The sequence below is a fragment of the Eubacterium sp. CAG:156 genome (assembly GCF_000434315.1).
GTDB lineage: Bacteria > Bacillota > Clostridia > Lachnospirales > Lachnospiraceae > Eubacterium_U > Eubacterium_U album.
Genome location: NZ_FR878166.1, coordinates 1 through 24,265, shown reverse-complemented (window position 1 = coordinate 24,265; position 24,265 = coordinate 1). Strand labels below are relative to the sequence as shown.

24 protein-coding genes are annotated in these 24,265 nt (G+C 33.8%); 22 read left to right on the top strand and 2 right to left on the bottom strand.

Going from position 1 to position 24,265, the window contains the following annotated elements; all coding sequences use genetic code 11:
- Positions 1-128 precede the first annotated feature (128 nt).
- From dnaJ to thiI, 6 genes are all read left to right on the top strand, one after another.
- Positions 129-1,280, top strand: coding sequence for a molecular chaperone DnaJ (gene dnaJ / locus ABMA45_RS07325; RefSeq protein WP_022089237.1), 1,152 nt, complete (start codon positions 129-131; stop codon positions 1,278-1,280).
- Between the two features lie 356 nt (positions 1,281-1,636).
- Positions 1,637-2,524 carry a fibronectin type III domain-containing protein gene (locus ABMA45_RS07320; RefSeq protein WP_022089236.1) on the top strand — a complete coding sequence of 296 codons (888 nt, stop codon included), beginning with the start codon at positions 1,637-1,639 and terminating at the stop codon, positions 2,522-2,524.
- Positions 2,525-2,780: 256 nt separating this feature from the next.
- Entirely contained in the window at positions 2,781-3,743 is a 963-nt protein-coding gene (prmA, locus tag ABMA45_RS07315) for a 50S ribosomal protein L11 methyltransferase (RefSeq protein ID WP_022089235.1), read from the top strand.
- 14 nt (positions 3,744-3,757) lie between these two features.
- Positions 3,758-4,495: a 16S rRNA (uracil(1498)-N(3))-methyltransferase gene (locus ABMA45_RS07310; RefSeq protein ID WP_022089234.1), complete on the top strand. Its 738-nt coding sequence runs from the start codon at positions 3,758-3,760 to the stop codon at positions 4,493-4,495.
- A gap of 9 nt (positions 4,496-4,504) precedes the next feature.
- A complete protein-coding gene (locus ABMA45_RS07305; protein ID WP_022089233.1) occupies positions 4,505-5,659 on the top strand; it encodes a cysteine desulfurase family protein in 1,155 nt (384 codons plus the stop codon).
- A gap of 12 nt (positions 5,660-5,671) precedes the next feature.
- Complete coding sequence (gene thiI, locus ABMA45_RS07300) at positions 5,672-6,856, top strand: tRNA uracil 4-sulfurtransferase ThiI (RefSeq protein WP_022089232.1); 1,185 nt, start codon at positions 5,672-5,674, stop codon at positions 6,854-6,856.
- 62 nt (positions 6,857-6,918) lie between these two features.
- On the opposite strand, the gene ABMA45_RS07295 is transcribed toward thiI, so the two are convergent.
- The gene (locus ABMA45_RS07295) at positions 6,919-7,149 is read right to left on the bottom strand and encodes an HPr family phosphocarrier protein (protein WP_022089231.1); all 231 of its coding nucleotides are present in this window, start codon (positions 7,147-7,149) and stop codon (positions 6,919-6,921) included.
- A 116-nt stretch (positions 7,150-7,265) separates the two neighbouring features.
- Here ABMA45_RS07295 and mtaB point away from each other — a divergent pair, with 116 nt between their 5' ends.
- The 16 genes from mtaB (at position 7,266) to tsf (ending at position 22,763) form a co-directional block, all read left to right on the top strand.
- Entirely contained in the window at positions 7,266-8,606 is a 1,341-nt protein-coding gene (gene mtaB / locus ABMA45_RS07290; protein WP_022089230.1) for a tRNA (N(6)-L-threonylcarbamoyladenosine(37)-C(2))-methylthiotransferase MtaB, read from the top strand.
- 59 nt (positions 8,607-8,665) lie between these two features.
- The gene (locus tag ABMA45_RS07285; protein ID WP_022089229.1) at positions 8,666-8,926 is read left to right on the top strand and encodes an IreB family regulatory phosphoprotein; all 261 of its coding nucleotides are present in this window, start codon (positions 8,666-8,668) and stop codon (positions 8,924-8,926) included.
- 243 nt (positions 8,927-9,169) lie between these two features.
- Positions 9,170-9,589, top strand: coding sequence for a Holliday junction resolvase RuvX (gene ruvX / locus ABMA45_RS07280; protein WP_022089228.1), 420 nt, complete (start codon positions 9,170-9,172; stop codon positions 9,587-9,589).
- A 339-nt stretch (positions 9,590-9,928) separates the two neighbouring features.
- A complete protein-coding gene (locus ABMA45_RS07275) occupies positions 9,929-10,180 on the top strand; it encodes a DUF1292 domain-containing protein (protein ID WP_022089227.1) in 252 nt (83 codons plus the stop codon).
- 38 nt (positions 10,181-10,218) lie between these two features.
- Entirely contained in the window at positions 10,219-11,880 is a 1,662-nt protein-coding gene (locus ABMA45_RS07270) for a ribonuclease J (RefSeq protein ID WP_022089226.1), read from the top strand.
- Positions 11,881-11,894: 14 nt separating this feature from the next.
- On the top strand, positions 11,895-12,287 hold the full coding sequence (locus ABMA45_RS07265) for a hypothetical protein (protein WP_022089225.1): 393 nt from the start codon (positions 11,895-11,897) through the stop codon (positions 12,285-12,287).
- Positions 12,288-12,298: 11 nt separating this feature from the next.
- Positions 12,299-12,946 carry an O-methyltransferase gene (locus tag ABMA45_RS07260; RefSeq protein WP_022089224.1) on the top strand — a complete coding sequence of 216 codons (648 nt, stop codon included), beginning with the start codon at positions 12,299-12,301 and terminating at the stop codon, positions 12,944-12,946.
- Between the two features lie 2 nt (positions 12,947-12,948).
- Positions 12,949-14,184: a peptidase U32 family protein gene (locus ABMA45_RS07255; RefSeq protein WP_022089223.1), complete on the top strand. Its 1,236-nt coding sequence runs from the start codon at positions 12,949-12,951 to the stop codon at positions 14,182-14,184.
- A gap of 77 nt (positions 14,185-14,261) precedes the next feature.
- Positions 14,262-14,894, top strand: coding sequence for an RNA polymerase sporulation sigma factor SigK (sigK, locus tag ABMA45_RS07250; RefSeq protein WP_022089222.1), 633 nt, complete (start codon positions 14,262-14,264; stop codon positions 14,892-14,894).
- Positions 14,895-14,935: 41 nt separating this feature from the next.
- Positions 14,936-16,462: a YifB family Mg chelatase-like AAA ATPase gene (locus ABMA45_RS07245; protein ID WP_022089221.1), complete on the top strand. Its 1,527-nt coding sequence runs from the start codon at positions 14,936-14,938 to the stop codon at positions 16,460-16,462.
- Positions 16,463-16,481: 19 nt separating this feature from the next.
- Entirely contained in the window at positions 16,482-17,573 is a 1,092-nt protein-coding gene (dprA, locus tag ABMA45_RS07240) for a DNA-processing protein DprA (protein ID WP_022089220.1), read from the top strand.
- A 27-nt stretch (positions 17,574-17,600) separates the two neighbouring features.
- Entirely contained in the window at positions 17,601-19,685 is a 2,085-nt protein-coding gene (gene topA, locus ABMA45_RS07235) for a type I DNA topoisomerase (protein ID WP_022089219.1), read from the top strand.
- A complete protein-coding gene (locus ABMA45_RS07230; protein WP_022089218.1) occupies positions 19,686-20,054 on the top strand; it encodes a VOC family protein in 369 nt (122 codons plus the stop codon). It begins immediately after the preceding gene.
- 10 nt (positions 20,055-20,064) lie between these two features.
- Positions 20,065-20,757 carry an MBL fold metallo-hydrolase gene (locus ABMA45_RS07225; protein ID WP_022089217.1) on the top strand — a complete coding sequence of 231 codons (693 nt, stop codon included), beginning with the start codon at positions 20,065-20,067 and terminating at the stop codon, positions 20,755-20,757.
- 145 nt (positions 20,758-20,902) lie between these two features.
- A complete protein-coding gene (rpsB, locus tag ABMA45_RS07220) occupies positions 20,903-21,637 on the top strand; it encodes a 30S ribosomal protein S2 (protein ID WP_022089216.1) in 735 nt (244 codons plus the stop codon).
- Positions 21,638-21,668: 31 nt separating this feature from the next.
- Positions 21,669-22,763, top strand: coding sequence for a translation elongation factor Ts (gene tsf, locus ABMA45_RS07215; RefSeq protein WP_022089215.1), 1,095 nt, complete (start codon positions 21,669-21,671; stop codon positions 22,761-22,763).
- Between the two features lie 149 nt (positions 22,764-22,912).
- Here tsf and ABMA45_RS07210 read toward each other — a convergent pair whose 3' ends face one another.
- Positions 22,913-24,097 carry an ISL3 family transposase gene (locus ABMA45_RS07210; RefSeq protein ID WP_022089214.1) on the bottom strand — a complete coding sequence of 395 codons (1,185 nt, stop codon included), beginning with the start codon at positions 24,095-24,097 and terminating at the stop codon, positions 22,913-22,915.
- Positions 24,098-24,265 lie beyond the last annotated feature (168 nt).

The window sequence follows — 24,265 nt, the reverse complement described above, 5'->3', positions numbered from 1 at the left end:
GGGTTTAGCCCGGACGGGTTTTACAAGTTATTTATACTAATATAAAAATAATGAAAATAGGACTAGGGTATGACATCCGTGTTTTATTTGCAGATTATTTATTCATACTAATATGAAAGGTGATAAAAATGGCGGAAAAAAGAGATTATTATGAGGTATTAGGCGTTGATAAAAATGCTGACGAAGCCACAATAAAAAGCGCATATAGAAAATTGGCTAAGAAATATCACCCGGACGTAAATCCTGGGGAAGAAGCTGCGGCGAAGTTTAAAGAAGCATCAGAGGCATATGCTGTACTTAGTGATGCTGATAAGAGACGTCAGTATGATCAATTCGGTCATGCAGCATTTGATGGAAGCGCAGGAGCAGGAGCCGGAGGATTTGATTTTAATTCTGCAGACTTTGGAGATATATTTGGAGACATATTCGGAGATATATTTGGCGGAGGCAGACGTAGTTCAAGAAACAGCAATGGTCCTATGAGAGGAGCAGATATTCGTGCTTCAGTCAGAATAACATTTGAAGAAGCTGTATTTGGATGCGAAAAGGAATTAAGTCTTAATCTTAAAGATGAATGTACAACATGTCATGGAACAGGTGCAAAGCCTGGAACACAACCTGAAACATGTAGCCGATGCGGAGGTAGAGGTCAGGTAGTTACAACACAGCAGAGCTTCTTTGGAACAATGCAGAATATTACAACATGTCCTGAATGTAACGGAACAGGTAAGGTTATAAAGGATAAATGTACAACATGTCACGGTACAGGATATACTTCAAGTCTTAAAAAGATTGCAGTTACAATTCCGGCAGGTATTGATGACGGACAGAGTGTAAGAATCAGAGAAAAAGGTGAACCTGGAAGAAATGGCGGACCAAGAGGAGACTTATTAGTACAGGTTAGAATTATAGGCAATCCAAACTTTCAGAGAAATGGAATGGATTTATATACAAATACATCAATCTCATTTGCACAGGCAGCAATAGGAGGAGATGTAAGAGTTAATACTGTAGATGGAGATGTATTGTTTAACATAAAACCGGGAACACAGACAGGAACAAGAATCAGATTAAAAGGAAAAGGTGTTCCAAGTATTAGAAATAAAGCGGTTCGTGGTGATCAATATACAACTTTGATTGTAAGAGTACCTGAAAAATTGACTCATGAACAAAAAGAGTTAATTAAACAGTTAGACAAAATATCAGGAAATACACTAAACCAAAGTGAAGATGAAAAGCCAAAGAAAAAGAGCTTTAAAGATAAATTTAAACTAGATTAAGAGATTAGAAAAAAGAAATATTGCGGATATAAAAGTAAAATTGCTTTTATATCCGTATTTTTATATATTAAAAATTTGAAAAAAATTTTATAAGTTAGAAAATATTAAAACAATCATTTAAATAAATAAAGAAGAAATAAGTAATGTATATATTAAATTAAGTAACAATAAAACAAGAAAAAATTGCAAAAAAAAGTTTTTGTGAACAATAAAACCAATGAGAGTAATCACTAATAGTCAAATTGTACAAAAACAAGCAAAAAAATAAGCGGTTTATAATAAAATATGTTGACTTTTGAAACGTTTTTAACTATACTGACTGTATAATAGTTATAAAGTTCAGGAGGAAAATTGAAATGAGAAAGAATTTAAAGAAAATCGCCACATTAGCAATGGCAGCAGCAATGGCTATCGCAGTAGTACCTGCAGTACCAACTCAGGCAGCTAAAACAGAATTAATTAAGAATGAATGGGACAGTTACTTTGGTGCTTCATCAGGATGGGCTGAAGGAGCAGAAGGAGCTTTGACAGAAAATTCTAAGTCATCTTGGACAGCCGATATGGATTCAATTGGCTGGGGTGGAATCTGGGGAGCTCAGATTAAGAATGAAAACCTTAAGTACCAGAAAGGCCAGTCATATACAGTAAGTTGTAAACTTAAAGCAACTAATTTAGATAAATGGGTTCTTGTTAAGGTTGAAGGAGATGATCCTAATGCATACGAACCTGATAAGGCTCCATTAGCATTTAAGTGGGTACAGTTACAGCAGGATAAAGAACAGACAGTAACATTAGATTTTACTTTGGCTAAGAATTATAGTGGACATCTTTCATTATACTTTGGCGTTGGCGGAGAAATGGGTGACAGAGAAGATGAACAGTTAGCAGGTCTTTACAATGGTTTAGTTACATTACCAAAGGATGGAGATCCTACATTTTCATCATCTGTAAAATGTTCTAACATTTCAGTAAAACAGGTTGCTACAACAATTAAGAAAGTAAGAGCTAAGAAAGGCGTAGCTAAGGTTACTATTAACAAGAGTGCAGTAGCAAAGAAATATGTTGTACAGTATTCAACAAAGAGCAGTATGGCTGGTGCAAAGAAAGTTGTTACGGCTAAGACAAATGCAACATTAAAGAATCTTACAAGTGGAAAGAAATACTATGTTAGAGTTGCTGTTGTAAACAAGAATGGAAAGCAGAGCAAAGAATGGAGTGCTAAGAAAGTAGTTAAGGTTAAATAATTAAAGCTACATATATAAACTGTTTGAATTGCAATAATAAATAAACAAGAGAAACCTTATAATTAGGAAGAATTCCTTTTTATAAGGTTTCTTTTATATTGGCGTGCCCGGCGATGTATGTTCCACTTTGTAACATACAGTTTATGGAAAAATAAAAAGTGAAAAGGCTAAAATGGATATTTATGAAAGGTTGCATTAAAAAGTTTTAGCGTTTATAATAAAATGATGTTTTGTGGTTTAAGAGAGGATTTTATTTATGAAATGGAATAAATATACGTTAAAAACAACAACAGAAGCTATAGATTATATAAGTGGTTTGATGATTGAACTTGGAATAGATGGAATACAGATAGAAGACAATGTGCCTTTATCAGAAGAGGACAAGAAGGCAATGTTTATAGATTATCTTCCAACACTTCCTAAAGATGATGGAACAGCATATATAAGTTTTTATACAGAGGAAGATAATGACGATGAAGCATTACTTCATAAAGTTAGAGAAAAATTAAAAGAAGCATCATTATTTATAAATGTTGGAGAGGGAACAATAGAAAAAGATATAACAGAAGACATTGACTGGGTTAATAATTGGAAACAGTTTTTTAAAGCTTTTACTGTAGGAGAATTTTATATTAAACCTACATGGGAAGAAATTGATGAAGCTCATAAAGATATGAAGATGATTGAAATTGATCCCGGGACTGCGTTTGGAACAGGAAAACATGAAACAACTCAACTTTGCATCAATCAGCTAATAAAATATGTAAAACCTGGTGATACAGTCCTTGATTTAGGATGTGGAAGCGGTATTTTATCTATAGTTGCAAAAAAATTAGAGGCAGGTAAAATGGCAATGACTGACATTGATCCGGCTGCAATTACTGCATCAAAAGAAAATTTCCAGGTAAATCATATTGCGATGGATGACATTGATTTGTATGATGGAAATATTATAGATGATGAAGAATTACAGAAAAAAGTCGGATTTAATAAATATGATGTAGTTGTTGCAAATATATTAGCAGATGTAATTATTCCAATATCAGCAATCGTAGATAAATTCTTAAGGAAAGGTGGAATATTTATTTCATCAGGGATTATTTACATGAAAGAAGAAGATGTAGTTGATGCCATAAAGAAAAATCACAAATTAAAATTTATGGAAACAGTAAATCAAGGTGACTGGCGTGCAATTATGGCACAGAAGATTTCAGATTAAAAGAGTGGTATAGAATGTATAGATTTTTTGTTAATGCCGAAAATATATTAGAAGATACTATTTTAGTTACAGGTAGTGATGTTAATCATATAAAAAATGTTCTTCGTATGAAAATCGGAGAAGAAATCCTTATTAGCGATGGAAATGATAAGGAATATGTCTGCAGCATTTTAAATATGGATGATGAAAAAGTTGAAGCAAAAATATTAGATATAAACGGACCGGGAAGAGAATTGCCTATAAAAGTATATTTGTTTCAGGGATTGCCTAAAGGCGATAAAATGGAAACAGTAATACAGAAAATGGTAGAACTTGGAGTTTATGGAATTGTGCCGGTAAGTACAAAAAGGTCAATAGTAAAGTTAGATGCAAAAAAGGCAACCAATAAAGTGAAAAGATGGAATGCCATTTCAGAAAGTGCAGCAAAACAAAGTAAAAGAGGAATAATTCCTAGAGTAAATGATGTCTGCACATTTAAACAGGCAATCGATATGGCTAAAGAATTAGACATGATTATAATGCCGTATGAAGAAGCAGATGATATGGAAAAGACAAGAAATATCATTAGAGGCTTAAAAAAAGACACATCTGTTGGAATTTTCATAGGACCTGAGGGAGGATTTGCTAAAGAGGAAGTAAATGCCGTTATGGAGGAAAATGGAACTCCAATAACTTTGGGGAAAAGAATTTTAAGAACTGAAACGGCAGGCATGGCTATTATGTCAGTAATTATGTTTATGATGGAAGAATAAGGAGCAAAAATGGAAGCGTATTTTGATAATTCAGCCACAACAGTAGTGACAGAAAATGTAAAAGATATAGTTGTAAAAGTTATGACGCAGGATTATGGAAATCCATCATCTATGCATATGGTAGGTGTAAATGCTGAAAAATATATTAAGCAGGCCAAGGAAAATATATCAAAAATATTAAAAACAGACCCGAAAGAAATATATTTTACATCAGGTGGCACAGAGTCGAATAACCTTGCAATAATAGGAAGCGCTAATGCAAATAAAAGAGCAGGAAATAGAATAATAACTACAAAAATTGAACATTCTTCTGTTGCGGCAACGATGAAATACTTAGAAGAACAGGGATTTGAGATTGTATATCTACCTGTAGATAACAAAGGCATTGTAGCTATGGAAAGCCTTAAAAATGCTATGAATGAAAATACAATTCTTGTTTCTGTTATGTTTGTAAATAATGAAGTAGGTGCGATAGAACCTATTGAAGAAATTGGAAAATATATTAAGTCAGTAAAAAAAGATGTTGTATTCCATGTTGATGCTATTCAGGCATTTGGAAAGTTAGACATAAAACCTAAAAAGCTAAATATAGATATTCTTACTGTAAGCGGACACAAAATTCATGGACCAAAAGGTTCAGGATTTATATATATAAAAGACAAAACAAAAATATCGCCAATTATATTTGGTGGCGGACAGCAAAAAGGAATGCGTTCAGGTACAGAGAATGTGCCTGGTATTGCAGGAATTGGTGAAGCGGCAAGAGCAGCTTATGAAAATTTTGATGAAAAGGTGGACAAACTTATTTCCTTAAAAGACAGACTTATTGATATTTTAAATGAAATGGAAGATGTTACTGTAAACAGTCAGAAAGGGAAAAAAGGTGCACCGCATATTGTAAGTGCAAGTTTTAGAGGCGTAAGAAGTGAAGTACTTCTTCATGCGTTAGAAGAAAGAGGTATTTATATATCAGCCGGCTCAGCATGCTCATCTAACAGACCGGCAGTAAGTGCTACTTTAAAAGCGATGAATATAGATAAAGATTTGTTAGAATCAACTGTAAGATTTAGTTTTAGCACATTAAACACTATTAAAGAAATAGAATATTGTGGGGAACAGTTAAACAGCTTGTTACCTATGCTAAGAAAATACGTTAGAAGATAGAAGGAGAGTAAAATGACACAATCACTTTTGATTAAATATGCCGAGATTGGTATAAAGGGAAAAAACAGATATTTGTTTGAAAATGCCCTTGTTAAACAGGCAAAGATTGCATTGAAACGTGTAGATGGAGAGTTTGTTGTAACAAAAGAAGCAGGAAGAATTTATGTTACTACAGAATCTGACTGCGATATGGATGAAGCAATTGAAGCATTACAATATGTGTTTGGTATTGTAGGCATTTGCCCAATGATGCAGATAGAGGACAATGGATTTGAAGATTTAGCTAAACATGTAATAAAACATATCGAAGATAACTATGAAGATAAAAATCTTACATTTAAGGTTGCAGCCAGAAGAAGCAGAAAGAATTATCCAATGGATTCCATGGAAATTAACATGGAAATGGGAGGCGTAATTTTAGATGCATTCCCTGAAATGAAGGTGGATGTTCATAATCCTGATATTGTAATTAATATCGAGATAAGAAATAAAATTAATATTTATTCAAAGATAATTCCGGGACCGGGTGGAATGCCTGTTGGAACAGCCGGAAATGGTATGCTTTTATTATCAGGAGGAATTGATAGCCCTGTTGCAGGATATATGGTTGCAAAACGTGGAGTGCATATTGATGCAGTATATTTCCATGCACCACCATACACATCTGAAAGAGCAAAACAGAAAGTTGTCGATTTGGCAAAAATCATATCAAAGTATACAGGACCAATGAATTTATATGTAGTTAATTTTACAGATATACAGATGTATATTTATGACAAATGTCCACATGATGAGTTAACTATCATTATGAGAAGATATATGATGAGAATTGCAGAGTATTTTGCAAATAAAGAAGGCTCATTAGGACTTATAACAGGAGAAAGTATAGGACAGGTTGCAAGTCAGACAATGCAAAGCCTTGCAGCTACAAATGAAGTATGTACTATGCCGGTATTCAGACCTGTAATTGCATTTGATAAGCAGGAAATAGTAGATATTTCATTAAAGATTGGAACATATGAAACATCTATCCTTCCATATGAGGATTGTTGTACAACATTTGTTGCTAAACATCCGGTTACTAAACCAAATATTAATATTATTAAAAGATCAGAAACACATTTGGAAGAAGAAATTGACAGAATGTTTAAGGAAGCAGTTGAAACTGCAGAATTAATCGAGATAAGAAGAGACTAATTAAATAAAAAAGAGGGTAATAAAAAAGCAGGCAAACCTGCCTGCTTTTTTAGCAATATCAATTATACAAGATATGGCTTTAAAACATCTAAAATAGCGTTAACGTCATCTTCGCTATGGATGTTTAAGTCAATTGGTTTAGAAAGATCAAGACTGAAAATTCCCATAATTGACTTTGCATCAATTACATAACGACCTGATACTAAATCAAAATCAGAATCAAATTTTGTTATGTCATTTACGAAAGCCTTTACTTTATCAATTGAATTTAAGCTGATTGTAACTGTTTTCATAATAAATACCTCTCTTAAATATATTTTTATACGTCAATATTAACACGAGGCTGATAATAGGGCAATGATAAAAGTATACAAAATTTAATCAAAAAAATTGTTTGGAGTTTGTAAAAATGTTAAAAGTAGCATTACATAATTTAGGATGTAAAGTAAATGCATATGAGACTGAGGCAATGGCACAAAAGCTGGAAGATGCCGGTTACGAAATTGTACCATTTAATGAAAAGGCCGATGTGTATATTATAAATACATGTTCAGTTACAAATATGGCAGATAGAAAATCGAGACAAATGCTTCATAAAGCTAAGAAAATGAATGAAGATGCAGTAGTAGTTGCAGCAGGATGTTATGTTCAGACAGCAACAGAAAAATTGTTAGAAGATTTGTCTGTTGATATTCTTATTGGAAATAATAAGAAAAAAGATATAGTTGAAGAACTTCAAAAATATTTTGATGATAATAAATATAATAAAAATGTGATTGATATAAATGCTACAAATGAATATGAAGAGTTAGAGCTGGCAACCGTAACAGAACACACCAGAGCTTATATAAAAATTCAGGATGGATGTAATCAGTTCTGTTCATATTGTATAATTCCTTATGCAAGAGGAAGAATCAGAAGTAGGGAATTTGACAATATAAAACAGGAAGTTACAGAACTTGCACAAAAAGGATTTAAAGAAATCGTACTTACAGGTATTCATTTAAGTTCATATGGCAATAATGAAAATAAATTAATAGATGTTGTTGAAATGATTGCAGGAATTGAAGGGGTTGAAAGAATAAGATTAGGTTCTCTTGAGCCAAATATCGTGACTGAGGATTTTGCAAAACGATTAGCAAAAGTTGATAAAATATGTCCGCATTTTCATTTGTCAATGCAGAGTGGATGTGATAATACATTAAAAAGAATGAATAGACATTATACATCTGACGAATATTTTGAAAAATGCGAACTTTTAAGAAAATATTTTGACAATCCGGCATTTACAACGGATGTAATCGTTGGATTCCCAGGTGAAACGCAGGAAGATTATGAAATCTCAAGAGAGTTTGTAAAAAAAGTAAGATTTTCAGAATTACATGTATTTAAATATTCAAAACGAGATGGCACTGTTGCTGCAAAAATGGAAAATCAGATTCCTGAACCTGTAAAGACAGAAAGAAGCGAGGATTTGATTAAAGTTGGCGAAAATCTTACAATGGAATATAGAAGAAAATTTATAGGAAAAAAGGTAAGCGTATTGTTTGAAGAAATAATTAATGTAGCAGGAGAAAATTATTGGGTAGGTCACACAAAAGAATATATTAAGGTTATAATGAAGAGTGACAAAGACATATCAGGAGACATTAAAAACGTTTCATTAATTGGATTCGCAAATGAGTGTTTAAATTGTGAAAATATTGAAAAAAAAGGTGTGGGCAAGGAAATAATGCTTGCCACAATATAAGTTTTATATTAGTATAAAGGTACATGGAAAATGCCAAAAGGGCAAAAGGACGGGATAAGATGAGTAATTTAGGAAACACACAATACTTCAAAGTTCCACAGGAACAGAAGTTAGGCGTTGAAGAAATTTTAGAAAGAGTATATCAGGCGTTAGCAGAAAAAGGATACAATCCGGTTAACCAGATTGTAGGTTATATTATGTCCGGAGATCCTACATACATTACAAGTCATAATAATGCCAGAAGCCTTATTATGAAAGTAGAACGCGATGAATTAATTGAAGAAACAGTTAAGTATTATATCAACAACAAATTAAAATAAGCAACGGCTATACAAATGGGAGTTTCATTGAAGAAACTCTTTTTTGTAGCAAAAGCCCGGAAATGCGATTGCGCTTGCGCAAAATCGCATGAGCCGGGCGCAAGAACAGCGAGAAACAAATGTTTCGAGCTGGCGGAAGCGGAAGCGGCGAAGCCGATTAGCAAAAGCCCCAAAATGCGACTGCGCTTGCGAGCCCACGGTTTGGCAGGGCTTATTCTGTATGCTTAAAGGAGAAATGTTATAATGAGAATATTAGGACTTGATTTTGGCTCAAAGACAGTAGGAGTTGCAATTACAGATCCGTTAGGGATGACTGCACAGGGCATGGAAATAGTGAGAAGGGAATCACCTAATAAATTAAGAAAGACTCTTTCAAGAATAGAGACAATTATTAAAGAAAATGATGTTGAATTAATAGTATTAGGATTACCTGTAAATATGGATGGAAGTTCAGGTGAAAGAGTTGAAAAGACAAAAGAATTTGCAGATATGCTTACACGTAGAAGCGGAGTGGAGATTATTTTTCAGGACGAACGATTAACAACGGTTGAAGCATATGAAATAATGAATGAAGCAGGAATAAAAAGGGAAGACAGATACAAATATGTTGACCAGATTGCTGCCACAATTATTCTAGAGGATTATCTTAATTCGCATCGTTAAAAGTTATATGGTAGGAATATGACTTTTCATAACAGACTATGTATAGATATTTTTATTAACTGTCAGGAAAAAATCATTAATTTGATGGAATGTACGCAGATAAATAGTTAGATTAATTAAAAAATGAAGGTATTATTTCGTGAAGGATAGGAATGTTTATAATTATAAATAATAATTATAAATGCCTAATTAAGTACTTTGCAGATACCAAAGTTAGTATAGAAAAGTAATAGGAGGAAACAAAATGAACGAAGTTCATTTTCTATAAATGTTTCCGACGAATAGCCGCTGACCGAAGGGCGGGGGCATTACATATTTTTCAGGAGGAGATATAGTCAAATGGATGGAAAGATAATTTTCAAAAATGAGCAGGGTGAAAATGAAGAATTCACAGTTTTATTAGAAACAAAAGTAAATAATATAAAATATATTCTTGTTGAAAAAGAAGATGAAGAGATAGCATATATTTTTAAGGACACATCAGATGATAGTAGTGAAGAAGCTGTTTATGAAGTAGTTTTAGATGAAGATGAAGTAGGATATATCGGAAAGATTTTTTCAGAACTATTAGAAGATGTAGATTTAGTATAATACGAATATGAACGGAGAAATATAGGAGGGAAATATTAATGAGCGAGACTGGAAAGTTGAAAATAATTCCATTAGGCGGTTTAGAGCAGATTGGAATGAATATGACAGCTTTTGAATATGAAGATGGCATAATAGTAGTCGATTGCGGATTGTCATTTCCGGATGATGATATGCTTGGAATAGATTTAGTAATACCGGACATTACTTATTTAAGAGAAAATAAGGACAAGATAAAAGGATTTTTTATAACACATGGACATGAAGATCATATTGGTGCGTTACCATATGTTTTAAAAGAAATCAGTGCACCATTGTATGCAACAAAACTTACAATGGGAATTATAGAAGGAAAGCTTGAAGAACATCAGATCAAAGATATAGTTAAAAGAAAAGTAGTTAAATATGGTCAGAACATAAACGCAGGTAAATTCAGAGTTGAATTTATTAAGACAAACCATAGTATAGCTGATGCGGCAGCATTTGCCATTCATACACCTGTTGGTGTTATTGTTCATACAGGTGACTTTAAGGTAGATTATACACCTGTATTTGGTGATGCAATTGATTTAGCAAGATTTAGTGAATTAGGAAAAAAAGGCGTATTGGCAGTTATGTGTGACAGTACAAACGTATTAAGACCTGGATTTACACCTTCAGAAAGTACGGTTGGTGCAACATTTGACCACATTTTTTCAGAACATCCTAAGACAAGAATTATTATTGCTACATTTGCATCAAATGTAGACAGAGTTCAGCAGATTATCAATTCAGCTGACAAATACAACAGAAAAGTTGTAGTAGAAGGAAGAAGTATGGTTAATATTATTTCAGTTGCAAAAGAATTGGAATATTTAAAGATACCTGATAATACATTGATTAATATTGAAGAAATGAAAAATTATACTGATGACCAGTTGGTACTTATTACAACAGGAAGTCAGGGAGAATCAATGGCAGCCCTTTCAAGAATGGCAGCATCACTTCATAGAAAAGTAAGTATTAAACCGGGAGATACTATTGTGTTTAGTTCAACACCTATCCCTGGAAATGAAAAAGCCGTAAGTAAAGTAATTAATGAATTATATATGAAGGGGGCAGAGGTTATTTTCCAGGATACACATGTTTCAGGGCATGCGTGTCAGGAAGAAATTAAATTAATATATTCTCTGTTAAAACCTAAATATGCAATACCTGTACATGGTGAATACAGACATTTAATGGTTCATGGACAGTTAGTTCAGAAATTAGGAATTCCTAAAGAAAATGTATTTATTATGAAATCAGGGGATGTTTTAAGTATTGATGAAAATGATGCAAAGATTACAGGAAAAGTCCCTGCAGGTTCCGTATTAGTTGATGGTCTTGGAGTAGGTGATGTAGGTAACATCGTTCTTAGAGACAGACAGAATCTTGCTGAAAACGGAATTATAATTGTGGTACTTACTTTGCAAAAATATACAAATCAGTTACTTGCAGGACCTGATATTGTAACAAGAGGTTTCGTATATGTAAGAGAGTCAGAAAATCTTATTGACGAAGCAAAGGAAGTTGTGGCAGAAGCATTAGACAACTGTTTAAGTAAAAACTCAGTTGACTGGGGTAAAATTAAAATGGTTGTAAAAGATAGTTTAGGTGAATATTTATGGAAGAAGATGAAGAGAAATCCAATGATTCTTCCAATAATCATGGAAGTTGAATAATCCGGGAGGAGCTTATGGTTAGGCGAAAAACATCAGAAGGCTTTGCAAGAGTTATGAGTAAAGTATTAAAGTATTTGGTGATGTTTGTTGTCATTTACTATTTTGCAGCAGCAGCTTTTGTATTTGGCAGACAGTTATTCACAGACAAGGGAGCAGCACCTGCACCTGGGATGGATATGACAATTGAAGTAACTAAGAACACATCAATAAAAGATTTTGCAAAGACATTAGAAGAATACGGAATTATAAATGATGATAAAGTATTATGGGTTCAGTCATTTATATATGAAGTAAAGGTTGTAAAGCCGGGAACATATACTTTCAATACTTCTGATAATGGCGAAGAAATATTAAAAGTTATCAAAAGTGAAGGTAAAACTGATGAAGAAGAGACAACAACGGAATAAGAGAGGTTGATATGATAGTAAATGAAAGAATTGTATCATATATGCATTCGTTGGAAAAAAATAATAGTCAGGTTTTAGAGCAGATAGAAATAGAGGCTCATAAGGACAATGTGCCGATTATCAGAAAAGAAATGGAAAGTTTCTTAAGAGTTATTCTGGCAATAAAAAAACCTAAAAGAATATTAGAGCTGGGTACTGCAGTTGGGTACTCAGCCATTTTAATTAGTGAATGTTTAGATGAAGATGGAAAAATTACTACAATAGAAAATTATGAAAAAAGAATTCCTATCGCAAAAGAAAATATAAAAAAAGCAGGAAAAGAAAATGTGATTACTCTTTTAGAAGGAGATGCGTTGGAAATTATGCCTACACTAAAAGATGATAGCTTTGACTTTGTATTTATGGATGCGGCAAAGGCTCAGTATATTAATTTTCTTCCGCATGTTTTAAGATTAATGAAAACAGGAGGAGTTCTGATTACTGACAATGTTCTTCAGGAAGGTGATTTGATAGAATCTAAATATGTTGTAAGAAGAAGAGACAGAACAATTCATAAACGAATGCGGGAATATATGTATGAAGTAAAAAATAATGAACAGTTAGAAACATCCATCGTTCCAATTGGAGATGGAATAACAATAAGTGTAAAGAAGAGATAAATATGAGAAATGTAGAATTATTAATTCCGGCAAGCAGTCTGGAAGTTTTAAAAACAGCAGTAAAATATGGGGCAGATGCCGTATATATTGGTGGAGAAGTATTTGGACTTAGAGCAAAAGCGAAAAACTTTTCATTAGAAGAAATGCGGGAAGGTGTAAAATTTGCACATGAACATAATGTGAAAGTATATGTTACTGCAAATATACTTGCCCACAATGCAGATTTAGAGCCTGTAAGAGCTTATTTTGAAGATTTAAAAACAGTAAATATGGATGCACTTATAATCGCTGACCCTGCAATATTTACAATTGCCAAAGAAATGCTTCCGGATACTGAAATTCATATCAGCACTCAGGCTAATAATACAAATTATGGAACATATAATTTCTGGTACAATCTTGGAGCTAAGAGAGTTGTAACTGCAAGAGAATTATCAATGAAGGAAATAAAAGAAATAAGAGAACATATTCCTGATGACATGGAAATCGAAACATTTGTTCATGGCGCAATGTGTATTTCTTATTCAGGAAGATGTCTTTTATCAAGTTTTATGGCAGGGCGTGATGCAAATAAAGGCGCATGCACTCATCCATGCAGATGGAAATATGCCGTTATGGAAGAATCAAGAGAAGGACAGTATATGCCTGTTTATGAAAATGAACGTGGAACATATATTTTTAACTCGAAAGATTTGTGCATGATAGAGCATATTCCTGAACTTATAGATGCCGGAATCGATAGTTTTAAAATAGAAGGAAGAATGAAAACTGCCCTTTATGTAGGTACGGTTGCAAGAACATACAGAATGGCAATTGATGATTATTTAGAAAGCCCTGACAAGTATTATGCAAACCTTGATAAGTACAGGGAGTTGATTTCACAGTGTACATTCAGACAGTATACAACCGGATTTTTCTTTGGAAAACCAGATGAAACAACACAGATATACGATAAAAATGTGTATGAAAGAAATTATGTTTATCTTGGACTTGTCGGAGAAAAGGTTGGGGAACATAAATACACAATAACACAGAAAAATAAATTCTGCGTTGGAGATACAATTGAGGTTATGAAAAAAGACGGAAGAGACATTGAAGTTAAAGTAATTTCAATTCAGGATGAAGAAGGAAACGAAATGGAAAGTTGTCCACATCCACAACAGAAGTTATTTATTGATTTAGGAATTGAATTAGAACTAGGAGATATTCTTAGAAAAAAAGATGTTGTAACAGCGTAAAATAAATAGGAAGTGACAGGCACCCGTTATGTGATTTGTGCATAAAATGTATAAAGCATGTGACGAGGTGCCTTTTTTTGAAGACATTTAAAGAGCCTTTGACACCAAAGGAAGAGAAAAAATATCTGGAAAGATATGCACAGGGAGATAAGCTGGCGAAGGATATATTAATAGAGAGTAATTTACGCCTTGTTGCACATGTGGCAAAAAAATATTCGGGTGAGAGAGATAATGAAGATTTAATTTCTATTGGAATAATAGGCCTTATAAAGGCAATAAATTCATTTGATATAAATAAGGGAAACCGTTTAGGAACCTATGCGGCAAAATGCATTGAAAATGAAATGCTAATGATGTTTAGAAATGAGAAAAAAAGAAGCAGGGACGTATCGCTAAATGAACCAATAGGAACAGATAAAGAAGGAAATACAATATGTCTTATAGATGTTGTTGAGTCAGATAATGAGGACGTAATAAGTAATATGGAAAGACAGGAAAATGTAGAAATGATTAGGGATATTGTAGAAAATAAACTGACCAAACGGGAAAGAGAAATAATAGAACGACGATATGGAATGAACGGGAGGGAGAGCGAGACGCAGAAAATAATTGGTATGGATTTAAACATTTCAAGGAGCTATGTAAGTCGTATTGAAAAGAGAGCATTAGAAAAAATAAAATCGACAATTGACTATTCATATAAAATGTGATAACTTATAACCTAAATAATAACGGAATGTTTGGAGGGTATATGGTTAGTAAAGTTAATTGTTGTGCAATTACGGGAACGGAAGTTTTACCGATTTGTGTTGAAACAGATGTATGTAGTGGCTTGCCATCATTTGATATGGTAGGCCTTTTATCGTCAGAAATAAAAGAGTCAAGAGAGAGGGTAAGAACCGCAATAAAGAATTCGGGATTTATGATTCCGCCAAGAAGAATAACGATAAATTTGGCTCCTGCGAATATAAGAAAATCAGGAACTTATTTTGATTTGCCAATATCTGCGTCGATTCTTAAAGCACTTGATATAGTAAAACAGGATGTCAGTAAATTTATGATTGCGGGAGAATTAAGTTTAAATGGAGATGTGATAAAGGTTAATGGAATATTACCTATGGTTTTAATGGCAGTGTCAAAGGAAATTAAAGTATGCATCATTCCTGAAGAAAATTATGGAGAGTGTGTAGCCATTGAAGGGATAGAGATAATAGGAGTGAAAAATCTTGCAGAATTAGTGTATGTGTTAGATATGAATCCTGATGAGTTGAGCGAGGAAATATTAAGGCAGAAAGCTAATTTTGAAGAAAAGAAGATTCAGGAAGAAATAGAGGAAAGTTATGATTTTGCAGACATTTGCGGACAGGAGCAGGGAAAAATAGGAGCGATGATTGCAGCAGCAGGAAGACACAATATGCTTATGGTTGGACCACCGGGCGCCGGAAAAACTGTAATAGCAAGGACTATTCCTACAATACTTCCTGATATGACATTTGAAGAGAGAATACAAATATCAAAGATTCATAGTATAGCAGGGAAATTAGATGGAAGACTAGTGGATAAAAGACCATTTTGCAGTCCGCATCATACTACAACGGTAACGGGAATGACGGGCGGCGGAATGAAACCAAAAGTAGGACAGGTTACCCTTGCTCATGGTGGAGTATTATATTTAGACGAATTTCCTGAATTTTCGAGAAATGTTATTGAAGCATTAAGGCAACCGTTAGAGGACAAAAAAATTGTGCTTTCAAGAAATAGTGGAAGCTATGAATTTCCTGCAGATGTGATACTTATAGCATCAATGAATCCGTGTAAGTGTGGATATTATCCTGATAGAAACAGATGTAGCTGTACACAAAGGGAGGTTAATAAGTATTTGTCAAAAATAAGTGGACCTATATTAGATAGATTTGATTTATGTGTGTATTTAAACAGAGTAGAGTATAAGGATATTAAAAAAAGTGAAAAAACTTCAGAAAAGATGAAAGAAAGGGTTATTGCAGCAGCACAAATTCAAAGGGAAAGATATAAGAATGAAACAGTGTCTTACAATGGACAGTTAGATGGCAGAAATATTAAAGAATTTTGTAAATTAAATAAGCCTGAAGAAGAACTTATGGAACAGATTTTTAATAAATTTAAATTGAGCATGAGGGCGTATGGAAAGGTATTAAAAGTAGCAAGAACGATAGCAGATTTGGACGAGAGAAAAAATGTTTCAAAGGGCGATATATCAAAGGCTTTGACATTTAGAACTCCGGCTTGGATGAAGTAAAAAGGGGGATACTATATATATGGAAGAAAGAGATTATTTTGCATGGATTTCAACTGTAAAAGATATACAATATACGAAGTTAAACAGACTGTTAAAAGGTGTAAATGGAATAGAAGAATTGTATCATTCAAGTGAGAAAAAATTACTAAATATGACAGATATTACAAAGAAAGATGTTGAGACAATTCTTAAGGCAAAGACTGAATTTGACAAAAACAGATTTTATGATGAATTAGAGAAGAATAATATAAAATTTGTCACAATTAAAGACGACGAATTTCCAGATAAATTAAGGATATTTGACCATAAGCCATATTTCCTTTTTTACAAAGGGAGTCTACCTGATAATGATAAAAAAACAGTTGCAATGGTTGGGGCAAGAGCGTGCAGTAATTATGGAAGAAATATGGCGAAAAGTATAGCTAAAGAACTGAGTGAAAATGGAGTGCAGATAATTAGTGGAATGGCAAGAGGAATTGATACATACAGTCAATTAGGAGCAATTGAAGGAGGAGAAAAAACTTTTGCAATTGTTGGATGTGGAGTTGATATTGTGTATCCGATAGAAAATATTGAACTTTATGAAAATATTATAGAATATGGTGGGATAATTTCAGAATATCCACCGGGAAGCAAACCTCTTAATTGGCATTTTCCGCAGAGAAACAGAATAATAAGTGGATTGGCGGATATAGTAGCAGTAATCGAGGCAAAAGAAAAAAGCGGTTCGCTAATAACTGTGGAATGGGCATTAGAACAGGGCAAAGATATTTACGCACTTCCGGGGAGAGTTGGAGACGCTTTAAGTGGCGGTTGTAATAGGCTTTTAAAGGTTGGTGCAGGGGTATTAACATCGGCAAAAGATATACTTGAAGAATTGCATATAGAAGAAAAAAATAGGGCTTCAAAAATAACGTCTCAAGAAAATTTACTTGAAAAAGATTTTTCCTTGGTGTATATTGAGTTAGGTTTACAGCCGATTAACATCTCAGAATTGATAGAGAAAACCGGCATTGAATATGAACGTTTATCAGAAATATTGTTACAGTTACAACTAGATGGAATGGTAGAACAACCAATGGAAAATTATTATGCAAGGGTTGTAGTGTGACATAAATAAAAATATAAAGGGGTAATTATGGCGAAGTATTTAGTTATAGTGGAATCACCGGCGAAAGTTAAAACAATTAAAAAATTTTTAGGAGCTAATTATGAAGTAGTAGCTTCAAATGGTCATATTAGAGACTTACCTAAAAGTACGCTCGGAATAGATATCGAACACGATTATGAACCAAAATATATAACCATCAGAGGTAAAGGTGGAAAACTTGCAGAATTAAGAAGACAGGTTAAAAAAGCAGATAAAGTATATCTTGCAACTGACCCTGACCGTGAAGGAGAGGCAATTTCATGGCATTTGGCAACAGCATTGAAACTTGACATGAAAAAAACAGCAAGAATAACATTTAATGAAATTACAAAGCCGGCAGTAAAGGCATCTTTAAAACAGCCTAGAGATATTGATATGAATCGTGTTGACGCACAGCAGGCAAGAAGAGTTTTAGACAGAATGGTAGGATATATGATTAGTCCGCTGTTATGGGCTAAGATAAAAAGAGGATTAAGTGCAGGTAGAGTACAGTCTGTTGCACTTCGTATGTTATGCGACAGAGAAGAAGAAATAAATTCATTTATTCCTAAGGAATATTGGGATATGAATGCAACTTTAAATGTAAAAGGAGAAAGGAAACCATTAACAGTTGAGTTTTACGGAGATGGAAATGGAAAGATGGAAATTACCGGAAAAGAACAGCTTGATGGTATTGTAAAAGAATTGCAGAATGCTGAATTTACAGTAAAGGATGTAAAGAAGGGAAGCCGTTCAAGAAAGAGCCCGGTTCCGTTTATAACAAGTACATTGCAGCAGGAAGCTTCAAAGACTTTGAATTTTTCAACTCAAAAAACAATGAGACTTGCACAGCAGTTGTATGAAGGTGTGGATATTAAGGGAAGAGGAACAATAGGTTTGATTACTTACCTTCGTACTGATTCTACAAGAATTTCAGATACAGCAGAAACTCAGGTTAGAGAATTTATAGACAAGACATATGGTGCTGAAAATATAACAAAAGAAGTTAATACAGATAAATCTAATAAAAAGATACAGGATGCTCATGAGGCAATAAGACCTACAGATGTAAATATTACACCTGCTGAGGTTAAAGAACAGCTTAGCAGAGACTTATTCAGATTGTATCAGTTAATATGGAAGAGATTTGTAGCAAGTAGAATGGCAAGTGCCGTATATGAGACTACATCAGTAAAAGTTGCAGCAGACAAATACATTTTTAATGCTTCAACTTCAAAGCTTAACTTCCAGGGATTTATGCAGGTTTATACAGATAGTGACAGCGAAAAAGTAACAACGGATAATGTAATTGCAAAACTTACAAAAGAATCAGAATTGTCATTAGTTGAATTTAATGAAAATCAACATTTTACACAGCCACCTGCTCATTTTACAGAAGCTGTACTTGTTAAGGCACTAGAAGAACAGGGAATTGGACGTCCAAGTACTTATGCTCCAACAATTACAACAATTATTGCAAGAAGATATGTTACAAAGGAAAAGAAGAATCTTTATGTAACAGAACTTGGAGAAGCGGTTAACAATGTAATGAAGACAGCATTTAGCGCAATTGTAGATTTGAACTTTACTGCAAATGTTGAATCACTTTTAGATATGGTGGAAGAAGGAAAAGTAGAATGGAAGACAGTTATAAGAAACTTCTATCCTGATTTAGATGCCGCTGTAAAGAGTGCTGAAAAGAAATTAGAAAAAATTACAATTGCTGATGAAGAATCAGATGAAATATGCGAAGAATGTGGAAGAAGAATGGTTATCAAATACGGACCGCACGGTAAGTTCCTTGCATGTCCGGGATTTCCGGAGTGTAGAAATACAAAACCATATCTTGAAAAGACAGGAATCCCTTGCCCTAAATGTGGAAAGGAAATTATTCTTAAGAAAACACAGAAGGGAAGAAGATACTATGGATGTATCGACAATCCTGAATGTGATTTTATGTCATGGCAGAAACCTTCTACAGAAAAATGTCCTGAGTGCGGTGGATATATGCTTGAAAAAGGAAACAAGTTGGTATGCGCAGACGCGACATGTGGATATGTTACAGATTTGAAGAAAAAAGAGGAAGTAAAATAGATGAAATTTAAAATGGTTCATGAAAACTACAATGTAGTTGACTTAGATAAATCAATGGAATTTTATTCAAAAGCTTTAGGATTAAAAGAATCACGCAGAAAAGAAGCAAAAGACGGCTCATATATAATTGTCTATATGTCAAACGAAGAAGCAGATTTTGAATTGGAATTAACATGGTTAAAAGAGTGGAAAGGAAATTATAATCTTGGAGATTGTGAATTCCATCTTGCATTTGAAACAGATGATATGGAAGCAGCTCATAAACTTCATGAAGAAATGGAATGCATTTGTTTTGAAAATAAAGAAATGGGAATTTATTTTATTGAAGATCCTGATGGATATTGGTTAGAAATTGTTCCAGCAAAATAGAGGTAAATGAATGAAGGTTACGTATTTAAAACATAGTGGTTTTATGGTTGAAAGCAAAAATAATATATATTTGTTTGACTATATTAGTGGAAACATTGATAAAGCGATAAAATCGGACAAGAAAATTTACGTAATGGTAAGCCATGTTCATGATGATCATTTTAGTAAAATAATATTTGATATAGCGACTAAGCATAATAATGTAACATATGTTTTATCTTACGATGTTGTTAAGAAAATAAAGAAAAATGCTATATTATCAAAAATGACTGAGCAACTTAATATAATAAGAGTTCAGGCTCATGAAAAATACAAGATAGATGATATAGTTGTTGAAACATTGAAATCAACAGATGAAGGGGTAGCTTTTATAGTAAGTGAAAAAGATGGTACAATATATCATGCAGGTGATTTGAACTGGTGGCACTGGGAAGGAGAACCAAAGTCCTGGAACCGAAACATGGAAGTTAATTTTAAAAGAGAGATTGATAGCATGAAGGGAAGAAAGATAGATATTGCTTTCGTACCGCTTGATCCAAGACAGGAAGAAGCCTATTATATGGGAATGGACTATCTTATAAAAAATGTTGGAGCAAATGAAATTTATCCTATGCATTTTTGGGGAGAACCTGAAATAATAGACAGATATAAAAATGAGTATGGTGGAGAAAACATAGTGAGTAAGGCATTTTTTTGTAAATAAAAAGTGCTTGAATTATAAAATGACTTATGATAAGATGTCTAAGTTAGAGTAAACACGTTTGATGAAATCGGACCGGTGCCCATGCTCGGGGTTGTCCGATGAATTGGATTCAGACGGAAGATTAAAACCAAATGGAGGTAAAAAAATGAGCGTTATTTCAATGAAACAGTTATTAGAAGCAGGTGTTCATTTCGGACATCAGACAAGAAGATGGAACCCTAAGATGGCTCCATACATTTACACAGAAAGAAATGGTATCTACATTATCGATTTACAGAAGTCAGTAGGTAAAGTTGATGAAGCTTACAAGGCTATGGCTGATATCGCAGCTGATGGTGGTACAATTCTTTTCGTTGGTACAAAGAAACAGGCTCAGGAAGCTGTTAAGACAGAAGCTGAACGTTGCGGAATGTACTATGTAAATGAAAGATGGTTAGGCGGAATGCTTACTAACTTCAAGACAATTCAGTCAAGAATTAAGAGATTAAAAGACATCGAACAGATGGCAGAAGATGGAACATTTGATGTTCTTCCTAAGAAAGAAGTTATCGAAATTAAGAAAGAATGGGATAAGCTTGAAAAGAACCTTGGTGGTATCAAGGATATGAAGAGAATCCCAGACGCTATTTTCGTAGTAGATCCTAAGAAGGAAAGAATTTGTATTCAGGAAGCTCATGCACTTGGAATCAAATTAATCGGTATCGCTGATACAAACTGCGATCCTGAAGAATTAGATTACGTTATTCCAGGTAATGACGATGCTATCAGAGCTGTTAAACTCATCGTTGCTAAGATGGCAGATGCTGTTATCGAAGCTAACCAGGGTGAAGAAATGGTAGCTGAAGCTGCTGAAGAAGTAGCTGAAACAGAAGCAGAATAATTAAATTTTTTCTAAATAGGAGGATATAGTAATGGATATTACAGCAGCAATGGTAAAAGAGTTAAGAGAATTAACAGGCGCTGGAATTATGGCTTGTAAGAAAGCTTTAGTAGAAACTGATGGTAATCAGGAAGCAGCTATAGAAGTATTAAGAAAGAAAGGCGAAGCTACTGCAGTAAAGAAATCAGGTAGAATCGCAGCTGAAGGTGTTGTTGCAACATTAGTAGAAGATGGAAAAGCAACAATCGTAGAAGTAAACTCAGAAACTGACTTCGTAGCTAAAAACGAAAAGTTCCAGACATTCGTAGCTAACGTAGTTAAGCAGATCGTTAACTCAGATGCAGCTGACGTTGAAGCTTTATACGCTGAACCATGGGCTCTTGACACATCAAAGACTGTAAAAGACGAATTAACATCACAGATTGCTGTTATTGGTGAAAACATGAACATCAGAAGATTTAAGAAAATCGTATCTGACGGTGTTGTTGTATCATACATCCACGCTGGTGGAAAGATTGGTGTATTAGTAGAAGCTGATGCACAGGCTAACGAAACTGTTGAAGCATCAATGAAGACTATCGCTATGCAGATCGCAGCTATGAGTCCACAGTATATTAGCAGAGAAGACATCTCAGATGATGAACTTGCTAAGATGAGAGAAATCACAATTGATAGTGCTTTAAATGATGTAGCATCACTTCCAAAGCCAATTCAGAAAGATATCTTTGCTGAAGCATTAAGCACAGATGCATTAAGCGCTGAAGACAAAGCAATCTTAGAAGAAAAACAGAACGACAAGTACTTATTCAACTTCCTTTCAAAAGAAGCTATTGCTTCATTAGCAGCTATTTCAATGAGCAAGAAGGAAGAAATCTGTGCTAACAAGATCTTCAACGGTTTAGTTGAAGGACGTATTTCTAAGCAGTTAAAAGAAGTATGTCTTCTTGATCAGACATACGTTATGGCTGCAGACGGAAAGCAGACAGTAAAAGCATACTTAGCAGAAGTTTCAAAAGAAGTTGGTGCTCCAGTTGCACTTAAGAGCTTCATCAGATTTGAAACAGGCGAAGGTATCGAAAAGAAAGAAGAAGATTTCGCAGCTGAAGTTGCAAAACAGATGAAATAGTCAGGCTAAAGCCGTGCAAATAAAAAGAAGAACATCCACGAGCCATGTTTACATGGGCGAGAGGGTGTTCTTCTTTTTAATGGCTCTTTGTCAAGCATGGGGGTAATCCCTTATATATATCGTGTGTGATTTGTAATCACACACGATTTTTATATAGTATCACATGATAACATTATTCTGTTTCTGAAATTTTCAAAATTCCTATATCCATAAGCATTTCGCTTAATTACTTTAATCTTATTATTCATTCCTTCTGTATATCCGTTTGTATATGGGCAATCAAAACTGTTGAGTATGTATTTCGCCCAATTGGCAAGTGTAATAAGTACTGAATTGAATTCATCCAGTTCACTGACAGAGGCAGTATTAATAAATTTACGAAGTTTGAGTTTGGCTTCAGTACTGCTTTTAGAGTTCATAAAGTCATAAAAAAGTTCTTTTAAATAATAAGCCTGAGCTAGATCGTTTGATTGTTGTAACATTACTTCAAGAGCCTCAAGATTTTCTTCATTTAACTTATCCTTATGGGCGAGAATTAATTTACGGCTTCGTTTGAAATATTTTCTCTTTGAAGGATGCATCTGTTTTTGAATTCTAATTCGTACTCTTTCGGTAGCACCGGTTACCTGTTTAACCACATGAAATTTATCAATAACAATGGTTGCGTTAGGCAACAACCTCTGTGCAATATCCTTATAAACCTTGTACATATCCATAACAAAGTAACGAACATCCTTACGGTTGGGAAAGTCTCTTAAGTATTCTTCAAGCCTGTATTGGGTTCTGGAAGGAAGAATGTCAAAAACTTTATGCTCTTTTGGTGCTGTCAGAATGGAATGATATTTATTTCCACCCGAATTACCCTTAAACTCGTCGATTGAAAGTACTAAAGGAAGCGTTTTCGGTTTCTGATGTTTGATGTCTTTGAGCCGCCTGAAAATAGAGGAAACGGATATCCCCAGCTGAGAGGCGACATTTGAAACATTAAGAGAACTCTTTAGCAAGTGTATTGCTTCAAAACATAAACGGGTGGTAAGGCGACAGTTCTTAGGAAGAAGCGAAAAAGGTTCCGTAAAATGTCTGTCACATGAATCACAGTGGTATCGCCGTTTTCTATAATGAAGGAAAGTACTTTTTCCCATAATGGGGCTGTCTTTAATAATGGAAGTCCTGTAGTCATGAACTTTGTTGGTTATGGCTTTACAGTGAGGACAGACACAGTCTTTACGCTTTAACATGAAGTAAATATGGTTTTCTTTTGATGTATAATCGATATTTGTGATAAAAAGGTCTTTTATTTCCAGTATATTTGAAATATAATCATTGTTAGGCATAGTAATAATCTCCTTTGTGGTTTTGTGGTGATTCTATTATAAGAGATTATTTTATCTATGCCTACTTTTTTGTAGAAATATCACAAAAGATAAAAAAGGAACTATACCTTACCCCCAAGTAAAGTATAGAACCTATTTAATAAGATTTTCTTCTTCGTGTAATATTAA